Annotated in this window: 9 protein-coding genes; 3 read left to right on the top strand and 6 right to left on the bottom strand. The window is 71.9% G+C overall.

The window, feature by feature from the left end; genetic code table 11:
* Nucleotides 1-153: 153 nt before the first annotated feature.
* Nucleotides 154-1,380 (bottom strand): DUF418 domain-containing protein, encoded by a 1,227-nt coding sequence (locus DDW44_RS26790; RefSeq protein ID WP_108908047.1) that lies wholly within the window; start codon nucleotides 1,378-1,380, stop codon nucleotides 154-156.
* A 764-nt stretch (nucleotides 1,381-2,144) separates the two neighbouring features.
* On the opposite strand from DDW44_RS26790, the gene DDW44_RS26785 reads away from it, so the two are divergent.
* Complete coding sequence (locus DDW44_RS26785; RefSeq protein ID WP_108908046.1) at nucleotides 2,145-5,045, top strand: Pls/PosA family non-ribosomal peptide synthetase; 2,901 nt, start codon at nucleotides 2,145-2,147, stop codon at nucleotides 5,043-5,045.
* Nucleotides 5,046-5,248: 203 nt separating this feature from the next.
* Here the strand turns inward: DDW44_RS26785 and DDW44_RS26780 are convergent, their stop codons facing one another.
* Nucleotides 5,249-6,496 carry a cytochrome P450 gene (locus tag DDW44_RS26780; protein ID WP_167455591.1) on the bottom strand — a complete coding sequence of 416 codons (1,248 nt, stop codon included), beginning with the start codon at nucleotides 6,494-6,496 and terminating at the stop codon, nucleotides 5,249-5,251.
* A gap of 419 nt (nucleotides 6,497-6,915) precedes the next feature.
* Between DDW44_RS26780 and DDW44_RS26775 the strand changes: the two genes are divergently transcribed.
* Entirely contained in the window at nucleotides 6,916-7,545 is a 630-nt protein-coding gene (locus tag DDW44_RS26775; protein WP_244224117.1) for a GAP family protein, read from the top strand.
* Between the two features lie 107 nt (nucleotides 7,546-7,652).
* On the opposite strand, the gene DDW44_RS26770 is transcribed toward DDW44_RS26775, so the two are convergent.
* Nucleotides 7,653-9,800 (bottom strand): SpoIIE family protein phosphatase, encoded by a 2,148-nt coding sequence (locus DDW44_RS26770; RefSeq protein ID WP_108908043.1) that lies wholly within the window; start codon nucleotides 9,798-9,800, stop codon nucleotides 7,653-7,655.
* A gap of 398 nt (nucleotides 9,801-10,198) precedes the next feature.
* On the opposite strand from DDW44_RS26770, the gene DDW44_RS26765 reads away from it, so the two are divergent.
* Entirely contained in the window at nucleotides 10,199-11,101 is a 903-nt protein-coding gene (locus DDW44_RS26765; protein WP_017944304.1) for a SigB/SigF/SigG family RNA polymerase sigma factor, read from the top strand.
* A 103-nt stretch (nucleotides 11,102-11,204) separates the two neighbouring features.
* Here the strand turns inward: DDW44_RS26765 and DDW44_RS26760 are convergent, their stop codons facing one another.
* From DDW44_RS26760 to DDW44_RS26750, 3 genes are all read right to left on the bottom strand, one after another.
* Nucleotides 11,205-12,224: an SPFH domain-containing protein gene (locus tag DDW44_RS26760; protein ID WP_108908042.1), complete on the bottom strand. Its 1,020-nt coding sequence runs from the start codon at nucleotides 12,222-12,224 to the stop codon at nucleotides 11,205-11,207.
* Nucleotides 12,225-12,227: 3 nt separating this feature from the next.
* A complete protein-coding gene (locus tag DDW44_RS26755) occupies nucleotides 12,228-12,656 on the bottom strand; it encodes an NfeD family protein (protein WP_017944306.1) in 429 nt (142 codons plus the stop codon).
* Nucleotides 12,657-12,929: 273 nt separating this feature from the next.
* A complete protein-coding gene (locus tag DDW44_RS26750) occupies nucleotides 12,930-13,997 on the bottom strand; it encodes a cation diffusion facilitator family transporter (RefSeq protein WP_108908041.1) in 1,068 nt (355 codons plus the stop codon).
* Nucleotides 13,998-14,184: the final 187 nt, after the last annotated feature.

The following is a 14,184-nucleotide window of genomic DNA, read 5'->3' as shown; positions in this document are numbered from 1 at the left end:
CTCCGGGCGCGGCGGTCCGGAATCATCGCCGCGCCGGCGGGTCCACTCCTCCCCGCCGGCACGGAGCGTGCCGATGATCGCCCGGACGGCACGCCACCCGGCCGGTCCGGTCCGCCGGTCAGGCCAGGTCGGGTCAGGTCAGGTCAGGTCAGGTCAGGTGATCCAACGGGCGGGCCGGGTGGCCCCGTGCAGCAGGTGCTCCAGCGGACCGCGCCGGAAGCAGCGGGTCCAGAGGACGGCTGCCGCCATGGCCACCACCGCGAACCCGAGGAGGACCGGCAGCGCCGGCCACTCCTCGCCGCCGACCGAGCCCAGCAGCCGGATGGCGAGGATGTGGGCCACATAGGCCGTCAGGGAGATCGAACCGACCGCGGCGAGGGGTGCGAGCAGCCGGGCCCTGGGGCCGGCGAGCCGCACGGCGAGGAGGCAGCCGGCCAGCACGGCCAGCGCGACGCCGGTGTTGCCGACGATCGACAAGGTGGTCTGGCTGTGCGGGGAGGCCACCAGCAGCCAGGCCGGGTGCCCGGAGGCGAACTCCTCGCCGACGGCGTCGGACCACCACGCCGAGGCCGCGGGGCCTCCGCCGGTGGCGGCGCTCACTCCCGCCAGGGCGCCCGGGACGAGGTGCAGGGCCAGCCACGACCCCCCGTATCCGATCACGGCCAGTGCCGCTCCGGTGATCGCGAGCTTCGGGGGCATGTCACGGCGCGAGAGGTCGAGCCTGGCCACCGCCATTCCGGCCACGATGAAGGGGAACCACGTCAGCGCCGGGTACTCGCCGGTGACGAACAGTTCGAGGAAGCCGTCCGAGCCGGTGACACGTGCCAGCGGATCGAGTCCTACGACGGCGTCGGCGAGTTCCCCGCCGTCGATCGCGGCTCGCAGCAGGTAGAGCAGCTGGGGCAGGACCAGGGCGGTCGAGAGCGCGATGAGGGCGAGCGTCCGCGCGCTCAGCCGGTAGAGCGGGAGGGCGAGCACGAAGAGCAGGCCGTAGAAGGACAGGATGACGTCGACGTCGGTGTCCAGGAGGACGAGTGCGTATCCGAGCGCCATCAGGAGCGCGGCGCGGATCAGTACGCGCCCGGCCGCCTGGCGGCCGGCCCGCCCCGTGTGCGGCCGGGGCCGGCCCATCAGGATCACCAGGGTGAAACCGGCGAGCAGCGCGAACAGGGCGGACGACCGGCCGCGGGCCACCTCCATGAGCCAGCCCACGGGCCCGCCCACCGAGGGATCGGGACCGACGTGCGCGGCGAACATGCCCATGATCGCCACACCCCGTGCCAGATCGAGGCCGACCAGCCGGCCCGTTGACGGCGCGCGGTGGGCCGTACCGTCCGCGGTCGTCGCGGACGGTACGGCGGAAGCGAAGACGTGTCCCATCGGTCACCACGATTCGAGAAACATGCCGGTTCAACCACCCGGCAGGCGGCCGGACCACCCCCGCCGAGCGGCGGGTGCTGCCGCATTGCGGGCCCTGCTCCCTGCGCGCCGGCGGGGCGGTCCGAAGGACACCAGTGGACCCCGCGGCGCTCCTGGTGTCACCCCACAGCGATTCGGGACTTGCCGAAGCCGCGGCACGCTGATAGCGGAGCGCGAATGAGGCAGCATTGACCTGAGGGGCGCTGTCCCCCGAACCGCGCCGCCGGCCGAGGAGGCGTCGTTGCCCGATGAGGCGGTACTGGCCGCCGACAAGACGTCGTAGCTCGATGAGGCGGTACTGCCCGCCCACAAGGCGTCGTAGCCCGATGAGGCGGCGTCGGCTGCGGCACGGCCGACACGGACTCGCTGCCGCCCCGTGCGGCCCTGCAGATCCGGCCGCCCGGGTCAAGCCCCGAGCTCCAGTAACAGGACAGAAACCGCCCGATCGGGCCTACTGGAACAAGAGGCGATTGAAACCAGAACCGTGGTGCCCTCCCCCGCCGCCTCCGGCGTGAATCCGATATGAGCGCACCCTGAACACACCAGGGTGAGGGCCGCACGACCGCAGGTGAACGACTCATGCATCCATGGACATACGACCGCAAAGCATCTGCTGACCTTGGGACCATCGGGTCGCGGGCATGCGTTCACGGTCGCGGCAGGGACAGCCGCGATACGGCGGCGCTCCTGGCCGACGAGGGCCGCCCCCTCCGGGAGGAACTGTCGTGACCTGCAACAGCTTCCAACGACCCGCCCCCGCGGAGAGCGATGCGGCGGTCCGGGCGAGCACGGCCACGGCGGGCAGCACCGAGACCCTCCTCGCCGAGGTGCTCGCGGGCGTCCTGCGCACCGAGCAGGTACCCGCCGACAGCCACTTCTTCACCGACCTCGGCGCCGACTCCATGATCATGGCCCAGTTCTGCGCCCGCGTCCGCAAACGCGACGACCTCCCCACCGTGTCGATGAAGGACGTCTACCAGCACCCCACCCTGCAGAGCCTGGCCGCCTCACTGGCCCCCGCGGCCCCGCAGCCACCGGCCTCCCCGCCGGCCGACGGCCCGGCGCGGCAGGACGACACCGAGACCCTCCTCGCCGAGGTCCTCGCGGGCGTCCTGCGCACCGAGCAGGTACCCGCCGACAGCCACTTCTTCACCGACCTCGGCGCCGACTCCATGATCATGGCCCAGTTCTGCGCCCGCGTCCGCAAACGCGACGACCTCCCCACCGTGTCGATGAAGGACGTCTATCGCTATCCGACCATGCGGGAACTGGCCTCGGCACTCGGCTCTCCGCAGGCCGGACCGCAGAGCACGGCCGTACCCGGCGAGGCCGACGCGTCCGCCGGGGCAACGCCCCTCACGGCATCGGAGCCGGCATCGGTCAGGACGCCGGGAGCGGCATCCGGGGCTTCCGAGCTGCCCGCCAGGGCGCGCACCCGGCAGTACCTGCTGTGCGGCGCACTGCAGTTCCTGTTCTTCCTGGGCCTGTCCTTCGTCGCGGCCATCGTCCTGACCAGCGGATACGAGTGGATCAGGGGCGGCTCGGGGCCCGTCGGCGTCTACGTCAGGTCGGCGCTGTTCGCGGCCGCGGCATTCACGGCCCTGTCCGCACTCCCCGTCGTCGCCAAGTGGCTGCTGGTCGGGCGCTTCCGGCCCCGGCGGCTCACCGTGTGGAGCCTCGGCTATCTGCGCTTCTGGTGCGTGAAGACCCTGATCCGCCTCAGCCCGATGCGCCTGTTCGTCGGCACCCCGCTGTACCTGCTGTACCTGCGGGCGCTGGGCGCGAAGATCGGCCGGAACGTCTCGGTCTTCTCCCGTACCGTCCCGGTGTGCACGGACCTGCTCACGATCGGCGAGGGCACCGTCATCCGCAAGGACGTGCTGTTCGCCTGCTACCGCGCCAACGACGGCATGATCGAGATCGGCCCCGTGGCGCTCGGCCGCGACGTGACCGTCAGCGAGCAGACGGTCCTCGACATCGGTACGTCGATGGGCGACGGCGCCCAGCTCGGCCACGCCTCCGCGCTGCACAGCGGTCAGGCCGTCCCCGCGGGCGAGTCCTGGCACGGATCCCCCGCGCAGCCGACCACCACGGACTTCCGCGCCGTCGAGGCCGCCCCCTGCGGCGGACTGCGCAAGACCCTCTACACGGCGGCTCAGCTCCTGCTGCTGCTCGGGGTGTACCTGCCCCTCGCGCTGGGCGGCATCGGCCTGCTGTTCGCCGTACTGCCGCAGCTCGGCGAGCTGCTGCGTCCCGAGCTGGCCCTGACCAGCCCCGGGTTCTACCTCGATGTGCTGATCGCCTCGCTCGTCGCCTTCTTCGGCGGTCTGCTGGTGGGTCTGGTCACCGTGAACGCCGTGCCCCGGCTGCTGCGCCTGGCGATCAAGCCGGGCCGGGTCTACCCGCTGTTCGGAGTCCACCACGGCCTCCAGCGAGCCCTCACCCGGATGACCAACGTCAGGTTCTTCGTCCTGCTCTTCGGCGACAGCTCCGCCATCGTCCACTACCTGCGCTGCCTCGGCTACGACCTGGGCCGGGTCCAGCAGACGGGGTCGAACTTCGGCTCGCTGGTCAAGCACGACACCCCGTACCTGAGCCGGGTCGGCACCGGAACGATGGTCGCCGACGGCCTCTCGGTCATCAACGCCGACTTCTCCAGCACCACGTTCCGCTTCTCCCCGGCGTCGATCGGGGCGAGCAGCTTCCTCGGCAACAACGTCGTCTACCCCGCCCGCAGCCGCATCGGGGACAACTGCCTGCTCGCGACGAAGGTCATGGTGCCCGTCGACGGCCCGGTCCGCGAGGGTGTGGGCCTGCTGGGCTCGCCCAGTTTCGAGATACCCCGCACCGTCCGGCGCGACCAGCGCTTCGACCACCTCGCCACCGGCGACGAACTGCGCCGCCGCCTGGGCGGGAAGAACCGCCACAACGCCTTCACGGCGGCCCTGTACCTGCTGGTGCGCTGGTTCCACTTCTACGTCGTCGCACTCATCGCGATGACCGCGGTGGATCTCTACCACGCCCACGGTGTGGCGTGGGTCGCGCTGTTCAGCCTGATCACCCTGATGTTCACCGTCGCCTACTTCGCGCTGGTCGAGCGCGTCGTGATCCGCGTCCAGCCGCTGAGGCCGCTGTACTGCTCGATCTACGACCTGTCCTTCTGGCGGCACGAACGCTTCTGGAAGCTGACGACCCATCGCTATATGCAGCTCTTCAACGGCACACCGTTCAAGAACGTCGTCTGGCGGCTGCTGGGGGTCCGGATCGGCCGGCAGGTCTTCGACGACGGCTGCACGCTGATCGAACGCTCCCTCGTCAGCATCGGCGACGGCTGCACGCTCAACACCGGCACCGTCATCCAGTGCCACTCCCAGGAGGACGGCGCCTTCAAGTCCGACCAGGCCACCCTCGGCGCGCACGTGACCCTGGGCGTCGGCGCCTTCGTCCACTACGGAACGACGGTCGGCGACCACGCCCGGCTCGCCGCCGACTCCTTCCTGATGAAGGGCGAGGAGGTGCCCGCCCGGGAGGACTGGGGCGGAAACCCGGCCCGGGAGGGCATCGCCGTTCGGCGGGTGCCCGTCTGCCGTGAACCGGCGGACGGCAGGTCGTCGGTGCTCCGCTGACGCGCGGCGAGGGCAGCGGGCATCCCGCCGGCGCGGGGGCGCCCGCACGGTGGCGCCGACAGCCGGCACGGATGCGGCGGGGCGCCATCGCGCGGCGGATGGTCCCGCGACGGCCCGTTCAGGGCCGGGGCCGGGCCGGTTCGGGGCCAGGCCGGTTCGGGGCCGGGGACGATCGCCGGCTCCGGGTAGCCGGGGCTGCGATGTCAGGCCAGCACCCGGTCGAAGCCGATCGTCAGGTGCCGCGGCCCGCGCAGCACCGCACTGCTGCGATACGGCGGAGGGTCCTGGAGCAGACGGGCGTTGTCGAGCCGGCGGACCAGTTCGGTGAGGGCGATCTGGGCCTCCAGGCGGGCCAGTGGCGCGCCGAAGCAACTGTGGATGCCGCTGCCGAAGCCGAGGTGCTCGATGTCGGGGCGGTCCGGATCGAAGGTGTCCGGGTCGGTGAAGCGCTTCGGGTCCCGGTTGCCCGATGCCAGGACCAGGGCGACCACCGATCCCTCCGGAATGGTGACGTCGCCGATCTCGATGTCCGCCAGCGCGCCCCGCTGCGGAATGATCTGTACCGGCGGCTCGAACCGGAGCAGTTCCTCGACGAGCCGGGGAGCGATCTCCGGCTCCCGGCGCAGCCGTTCCCACTGCTCCGGGCGGCGCAGCAGGGTGAGCATACCGTTGGTGATGAGGTTGACCGTCGTCTCGTGGCCCGCGATCAGCAGCAGGACCGCGGTGACGAGGAGCTCCAGACGGCTGAGCGGTCCGCCCTCGGCGTCGTGGTCGTCCGCGAGCCGGAAGAGCATTCCGTCCCCGGAGCCGTCACCGGAGCCGTCCCCGGCCCCGTCCCCGGACCCGTGGGCGCCCTTCTCCACGAGGTCGTTGAGGTAGAGGGCGAGTTCCCGTCTGGTCTCGGCCCCCTCCCGCAGCCTGATGGCCGGGTCCTCGCCGGGCCGCGGGTCGATGGAGGCGACCAGCTTGTCGGCCCAGGTCCTGAAGCGCGGCTCGTCCTCGTGCGGCACCCCCAGCAGCCGGCAGATGACGGTCACGGGGAACGGGTAGGCGAAGGCGTCCACCAGGTCGACCTCTCCCCCCTCGGGGAAGGCGTCGATCAGTTTCCGGACCGTGCTCTCGAGTTCCCCGCGCATGTCCTGGATGCGGCTCGGCGAGTGCGGGGGCCCGAACTGCCGCATCGCCAGGGACCGGACCCGGTCGTGCTCGGGCGGGTCCATGCCGAGGAAGCTGGGCGGGAGCTGCCCGCCGTCGGCCGCCTCCCGCTCGGCGTGGGTGGAGGTGAGGCGGGGGTCGTGGAGCAGGGCCAGGAGTTCGTGGTAGGTGCTGACGGCGTAGCTGCCGTCCTCCTGTCTGCACACCGGCGTCCTGCGCAGCTCGGTGTACAGCGGATAGGGGTCGGCCCGGCTCCCGTGGTCGAGGATCCGTCGCATCAGGGTCTCGCCGTTCATGCCGCCCATGCCGCCCGTCCTTCCGATTCGCAGCAGTTCCCGCGCGCCGGCGGGCCGTCCGGCATTCTGACCCGGATCGATCGCCGCTCGGCCCACCCGTGCCCGGACCCGCCAGGACGTCCCCTGACCGGCTCACTCGGTGTACGGGCCGCGTCCGGCGCCCTCGGGGACGCCGACGGCGCCCGAGGCCGGGCGCGCTTCCGAAGAGCGGAGGGCGCGCCGAAACGTCCCCGGGTGGTCGCTGCCCCCCGATGCGCCGGACCGTGTGACATCCTCGGCAGGGTCACCGTGCCCCCCGGACTCCCGGTGCGGCACGGGCGGGTCGCGTACGCGGGTGCGGGCGGCCGTGCGCGCACGCGCGATACGACGTGGGCGACAGAGGGCGGCAGAGGGCGGTGCCGGTGTCATTCGGTGAGGTCGTGTTCTTCGCAGTGGTGATCGCCGTTTCGCCGTTCACTCTCATCCCCGCGCTCTTCATGCAGTTCACCCCGCGGCCCCGAGCCACCAGCAGCGCCTTTCTGGCCGGCTGGGTCATCGGGATCCTCGTCCCCGCGACCGCCTGCGCCGCCCTGGCCTCCGTCGTCCACCGCCCCGAGGAGGGTCCCCCCTGGGTCGCCTGGGCCAGGGTGGGCCTGGGATCGCTCCTCATCGCCTTCGGCCTCCGCCAGTGGCTGACCCGGCATGGCAGGCCGGCGCCGGGCTGGATGCGGATGCTCACCGGCGCGCACCCTGCCAGGGCGTTCCGGCTCGGGCTGCTGCTGTCGCTCGCCAACCCGAAGATCCTGCTGCTGTCCGCCGCCGCCGGTCTCGCGATCGGGTCCGGCGCGCACGCCACCACGAGCGGAGTGTCGGCCCTCGCCGTGTTCGCCGCCTGCGCGGCCAGCACCGTGGCCCTGCCCGTGGCGCTCCACGTGGTCATGGGGGAGCGGGTCCTCGCCCCCCTGACCAGGGTCAGACGGTGGCTGGAGGGCCATGCTGCGGGAGTGATGGCGGTGGTGATCGCCGCGGTGGGCGTTCTCGTCGTCTTCGAAGGGGCCGTCAGGCTCTGAGCGCCCGCTTCGAGGCGGGCACAAGGCTCCCCGTACCGTTCCGGCCCGGTGGTGCGGTGGGCGGGTCCCGCTGCCACCCGGCGCGGAGCGGTGGCCGTGCGCCGCGCTCAGCGGGGCTGCCCCGGCGTGCCGGATGCGTGGCGGATGAGCAGCAGCGCGACGTCGTCGCTGCGCGTCGCGGCTCGCGTGGCGTGGCGGACGAGGGCGTCGGCGTGCTCGTCCGCGGTGCGGTCCGGGGCGCGGGCGAGGCAGTCGCGTACGGCCGCGGTGGCCTCGTCGATGCCGGTGCCGGCGGTCTCGACGAGACCGTCGGTGTGGAGCAGCAGCAGGGTGCCGGGTGGGAAGGGGACCTCGACCGTGCTGTAGGCGGAGTGCGGGTCGATGCCGAGGAGGAGACCAGGGGGCAGCTCGACGGCTTCGGTACGGCCGTCCGGGTGCAGGATCAGCGGCGGTGGATGTCCGGCGGTGGCCATCCGGGCCCTGTGCCCGGCGAGGTCGAGCCGGGCGAACAGGCAGCTGGTGAACAGGTCCGGTTCGAGGTCGGAGAGGAGGCGGTTGGTCCGGGCCAGGACGTCCGAGGGGGCCGCCCCCGCGGTCGCGTGGGCGTGGACGGCCGTACGCACCTGCCCCATGAGGGCGGCGGCCTGGATGTTGTGGCCCTGGACGTCGCCGATCGTGGCGGCGGCGGTGGTGTCGTCGCAGCGGATCAGGTCGTAGAAGTCGCCGCCGATCTCCATGCCGTGCCCGGCCGGGAGGTAGCGGGCGGCCACGTCCAGCCCGGGCACCCCCGGGAGGGAGCGGGGCAGCAGCGCGGTCTGCAGGGTGTGGGCGAGCTGGTGCTTGGTGTCGTAGAGCCGTGCCCGGTCGAGTGCCTGGGCTATCAGCCCGGCCAGTGAGGTCAGGATGGCCCGCTCGGCCGGTGGGAAGGGCCGGGCGTGGTCGTACGAGAGCACCATGGACCCCACGGGGCGCCCGGACGCGATGAGGGGGAGGAAGGCCCAGGCGTCCCGCTCCGCGTAGCGCACGGCACCCGGATAGGCGCTCCTGAGTTCCTCGAAGGAGCCGAAGAAGCTGGGGACGCCGTCCGTCAGCGTGTGCACGTTCGGCGTCTGCGCGGTCAGCGGTGAGCCGTCCACGCTGTCCATGAACTCGCTGCTGTAGCCGCGGTGGCCGATGACCCGCAGGCGGCCTTCCTCCACGGTCAGCAGCGCCAGGCCACTGGGGCCGAAGGCGGGGACGAGCTGGTCGGCGACGGCCTCGACCACGTCGCCCACCCCGGCGGTCTCGGTGAGGGCCGCCGCCAGGTGGGTCAGGTGGTACAGCGCGCCCGCCCCGCCGGGCCCGACGGAGGGCAGCCGCTCCGGCTCCGCGACTTCCCGGCCGGGGTCGCCGGTCAGCGGGGTGATCTGGACGCTGATGCCGCGGTCGTCGGGGTAGAGGTGGAACGCCAGCCACCGGTCCGGTGGGCGCAGTGCGGTGAAGGCCGTGGGCCGGCGGGAGACCACGGCCGCCCGGTAACGGTCCTCGAAGAGGGGGTCGTTCATCCAGAGCAGGGCCTCCCAGGGCCGGGCGCCGAGCAGGGCAGCGCCTCCCGCACCGACCAGGTCGGCCGCCGCGGAGTTGATGAACGTGATCCGGCCGTCCAGGTCGAGTGCGCAGCAGCCCACCGGGATGCGCCGGGCGAAGTCGAGGGCGGCCCGCGCCTCCTCCGGTTCGGGCTCGGGCGCATCCGGCGGCGGGAGGACCCTCGGCTCGTCACCGGTCGACAGCCGTGCGCCGCGTCCGGCGGCCTCGTGCAGCAGTGCTCCCCCGCGCACGCAGCAGACGTCGATCACCCCCCGCTCCTGCGGGCTCAGCTCGGGCGGGTGCCATGTGGGCCACAGCAGCACCAAGCCGCCCCACACCCGGGTGCCGTGCGGGAACGGTGCGGCAGCCAGCATGAAGTCGTAGGGAAGCACGACGCCGAGGCGTGGATAGCGCCGTGCCACGTCCTCCTGGCTGGACAGCCACACCAGGCGGCGTTCCCGCACCGCGTCCGCCACCGGGATCGGGTCGTCCAGCGAGATCCGCGCCCAGGGAGCGGCGATCTGGGGCACCACCCCCGACACCACGGCGATCTCCAGCGCGCGTTCGCCCGGGGGCAGGACGTAGACGAGGCCCACCGAGGCTCCGGTACCCCGGACGGCCTCGGCCAGCACCGCGTCGAGCTCAGGTCCCGGGGCGGGGCCGGCCATGGAGGGACCGGGCCGGTGCATGACCTCACCTCGTCTCCGCCGACGTGCTGTGCGCCGCTACCGGTACCCGGGCGAGGGCGCCACCGGCAGACGGCCACAGCATCTCACTGAAGATCACCCATAATCGGACGATACGCCCTGCTCGCCGTGGCCGCGGCCGCCGCCGTGCCATGCCGCCCGCCGCGGCCCACGTCGCCGGCCCGGCCGCGGTTCGCTGCTCTCCGGTCGGCCCCAGCCCATCCGTCGCCGGTCGGCCGCAGCTCGCTCTTCGCCGGCCCGGCCGCAGCCTGCCCGTCCCGGACCCGAAAAGAGCGGTTCACCCTTCCTCAACATTTGCCGCACAACAACAATGCATGAGCGGCAACCGACAGGGAAGGCGCTCTGAGCCAGCCCAGTGCCTTCGCGAGGAGTGCCCGCTCATGACGACGCCCACCACCCGCCTGGACTCCGCTTCTCCCGCCGGAGCGCCGGACCCCGGCCGGAGGGACTGCGGTTTCGCCGGGCTTCCCCCCGTCGGCCGCGCCACCGAGGTCTCGCCGGAGGACGCCCGGGAGCTGACCCTGCTGTTCCTCCGGCGGCTGGGAGAACTGGAGGAGGGCACCCGGGACCACCAGTACGTCCGCAACACCCTCATCGAGATGAACCTCTCCCTGGTGAGGTTTGTGGCGAACCGCTTCCGCAACCGCGGTGAGGGGGAGATGGAGGACATCGTGCAGGTCGGGACCGTCGGGCTGATCAAGGCCATCGACCGCTTCGACCTCAGCCGCGAGGTCGCCTTCACCTCCTTCGCCATCCCGTACGTCCAGGGCGAGATCATGAGGTACTTCCGCGACACCTCGTGGGCCGTGCACGTACCCCGCCGGCTGCAGGAACTGCGCGTCGAACTCGCCAGGGCCAGGGAGCACCTCGCCGCCACACTGGACCGCGACCCCGGTGTGGAGGACCTCGCCGAACACCTCGGACGCAGCAAGGACGAGGTGGTCGAGGGCATGGTGGCCGCCGCCGGGTACCGGGCCGGTTCGCTCGACACCCCGAACACCGACAGCGACGACGAGCACGCGGCCCTGGCGAGCGGCCGCTCCCACCCCGAGCGGATCGGCATCGACGACCCCGGCATGCAACTCGTCGAGGACATCCGCGCCCTGGCGCCCCACATGGCCGAGCTCGACGACCGCGAACGCACCATCCTGGAACTCCGCTTCGGCCGTGAGATGACGCAGAGCCGGATAGGTGCCGAGCTCGGCATCTCCCAGATGCACGTCTCCCGGCTGCTGGCGGGCACCCTGGCCAAGCTGCGCACCCGCATGCTCGCCGACGACTGACCGGGCGCGGCGGTCCGCGGGCGCACCGACCCCTCGCGCAGCCCCGGCGCGAGGGGTCGGGCCGGTCGGCGGACGGGTCGAGCCGGTGAGCGCAGGGGCCGGGTCAGCGAGTGTGGGTACCGCTGTCGACCTGGACCGCGTCGGCGACGGCCTCGGCGGCGGCCTCCGCGGCCTGCGCCGCGTCGTCCGCGGCCTTCCGGTCCGCCGCGCCGCCGGAGGACTCCTCCCGGGTCGCCGGCGACGGGGGCAGCGCCTCGCTGAACGCCCGGGACACGCCCTGGAGTGCGGAGGTGACCTCTCCCGGGATGACCCAGAACGTGCTGCCCGGCCCCTGCGCCAGCTGGGGCAGCACCTGGAGGTACTGGTACGCGAGCAGTTTGGGGTCCGGGTCGTTGCGGTGCACCGCCTGGAACACCTCGTCGATGGCCCGGGACTGCCCCTCGGCCTTGAGGATCTCCGCGGTCCGGTTGCCCTCCGCCCGGAGCACGGCGGACTGCTTCTCCCCCTCGGCGGTGAGGATCTGGGCTTGCCGCTGCCCCTCGGCCCCGAGGATCGCGGCCCGCTTGTCCCGCTCGGCCCGCATCTGCTTCTCCATCGCGTCCTTGATGGACTGCGGAGGGTCGATGGCCTTGATCTCCACGCGGTTGACCCGCAGCCCCCACTTTCCGGTCGCCTCGTCCAGCACGCCGCGCAGCTGGTTGTTGATGGTGTCGCGTGACGTGAGGGTCTGCTCCAGGTCCATCGAGCCCACGACGTTGCGCAGGGTGGTCACGGTGAGCTGCTCGACGGCCTGCAGATAGCTGGCGATCTCGTACGCGGCGGCACGCGGGTCGGTGACCTGGAAGTACACCACGGTGTCGATCTCCACCACCAGGTTGTCCTCGGTGATCACCGGCTGCGGCCGGAAGGAGACGACCTGCTCGCGAAGGTCGATCACGGGATACACCCGGTCGACGTACGGGATGACCACATTGAGCCCCGGTTGCAGCGTGCGGTGGTACCGGCCGAGCCGTTCGACGTTGCGGGCACGCGCCTGGGGTACGACGCGTACCGCCCGGAGGACGGTGACGACCGCCAAAAGCGCGATGATCACGCCGACGAAGAGGAACGCCGTGGCTTCCATGACTCACTCCCGGGGGTAGACGACTGCGGTGGCGCCGCTGATCTCCATGACGTCCACTTCCGCTCCCGCGGGGATCACCAGCGTCTCGTCGTACGCGCGGGCCGTCCACTCCTCCCCGCCGATGCGGACCCTGCCGCCCGTGCCCGTCACCTCGGAGACCACATGGGCGGTGCTGCCGACCAGCGCGTCCACGCCGAACCGTTCACCCCGCGGTTCGAGCGCGCGCCGTACACGGGGTCGCACGAAGACCACACTGACGACGGCGACGACGGTGAAGACCAGAAGCTGGAAGGGCAGCGGCACTCCCGCCGCGGCGACTGCCGCCGTGACGAGGGCCGCGCCGCCCAGCATTCCCAGTGCGGCGGTCAGGGTGGCGATCTCCGCGGCCACCAGCACCGCAGCGATGATCAGCCAGATCGCCCAGAGGTCCATCGCGCCCTCCTGACTGACGCGGGTGCACGGAAATCCAGGGCGACATCCCGTCATCCCTCCCGCTCGGGCCCGGGAGGTCCGAGCCCCGGCTGCCCGGGGCCTTGGCCGCCCGGTCCCGATTCAGCCCTTTCGTCTCCTATCTACCCATCCCAAAATCACAGAAATCCCATGTTCTCCGCGATTCCGTCGGGTCCCTCAGTCCCTCCCGGTCCAATCCGGTCCATCCGGTCCGCCTGATCCGTCCGGTCCGTCCGGTCCGCTCGGCACCGGTCGTCACGGCCGGAGTGCGCGTACCGTCCCGTGACCGCGCGGCTCGTCCTCGTGATCGAGCGGACCGGCCACGTGATCGCACGAGCCGTCGAGGTGGACCGGACCGCGCGGGTCCGCCCGGTGCGCCACCGCGCCCGGCACGCGGTCACGTCCGCCGATCTGGAGGAGGGCCTCCGGACGGTGGTCCACCTGGAGGGTGGTGTGCGTGATGCCGAAGTCGCGGCGCAGCAGTTCCTCGAGGCCTCGCCGCACGGCGTGGCAGTCCCCGCCGGGCTCGACGAGCACATGCGCGGACAGGGCGATCTCCGCGGACGCGATCTGCCAGACGTGCAGGTCGTGGATCTCCCGGATACCCGGCTCCGCCGCCAGCCGCTCACCGAGCCGGTCGGGTTCGACGTGGGCGGGCGCGGCCTCGAGGAAGATCCTCCCCGAGTCGCGGAGCAGGCCGTAACCGGCCTTGAACATCAGGGCGACGACGACGAGCGTCGCGATGCCGTCGGCGCGGGCGAAGCCCGTGGTGAGGACGACCAAGGCCGCGACCGCCGTGCCGATGAAGGCGAACAGGTCGTTCAGGATGTGCTGGTAGGCGCCCTCGACATTGAGCGAGGAGCGGTTGGCACGGGAGATGCACCAGGTGGCGGCCACGTTGACCGCGATCCCCGCGAGGGCGGTGGCGAGCATGAGCCCGCCCTTGACCTCGGGAGGGTCGATGAGTCGCTCGACGGCCTCGACGGTGAGCCAGCCGCCCAGCAGGATCAGGGACAGGCCGTTCACCTGGGCGGAGAGGATCTCCACCCGCTTCAGGCCGTAGGTGTAGCTGCCCCTGGGGGGCCGCTTGGCTATCCGCATCGCCGCGAGGGCGAGGACGATGGCCACGGCGTCGGTCAGCATGTGCGCCGCGTCGGAGATCAGGGCCAGCGACTCCGCCACCACACCGATGACGACCTCGACCGACATGAACCCGACGATCAGGACCAGGGCGATCGAGAGCCATTTCTTGTCGGAGTCCCCTGTCACGCCGTGAGCGTGATCGTGGCCGTGCGAACCACCGTGACCGTGTCCCGAGCCCATCGCTTCCCCCTCTGATGTGAGATCGAGTGCCTTTCAGCCGTGCAGTGAAACGCACGGAGGGAGTTGATGCAAAGGCTGCAACGATGGTGGTAATCGCTGTCGTTAACACTCCTCTGACCTGCGCTTTCACAAGCAGTAGGGCAGATTCCTGAAAGAATCGACAGTCGTTGTCGAGTTCACCGCGTGA

This window comes from Streptomyces tirandamycinicus, from assembly GCF_003097515.1.
Taxonomy (GTDB): domain Bacteria; phylum Actinomycetota; class Actinomycetes; order Streptomycetales; family Streptomycetaceae; genus Streptomyces; species Streptomyces tirandamycinicus.
This window is presented reverse-complemented; position numbering and strand designations above follow the sequence as displayed.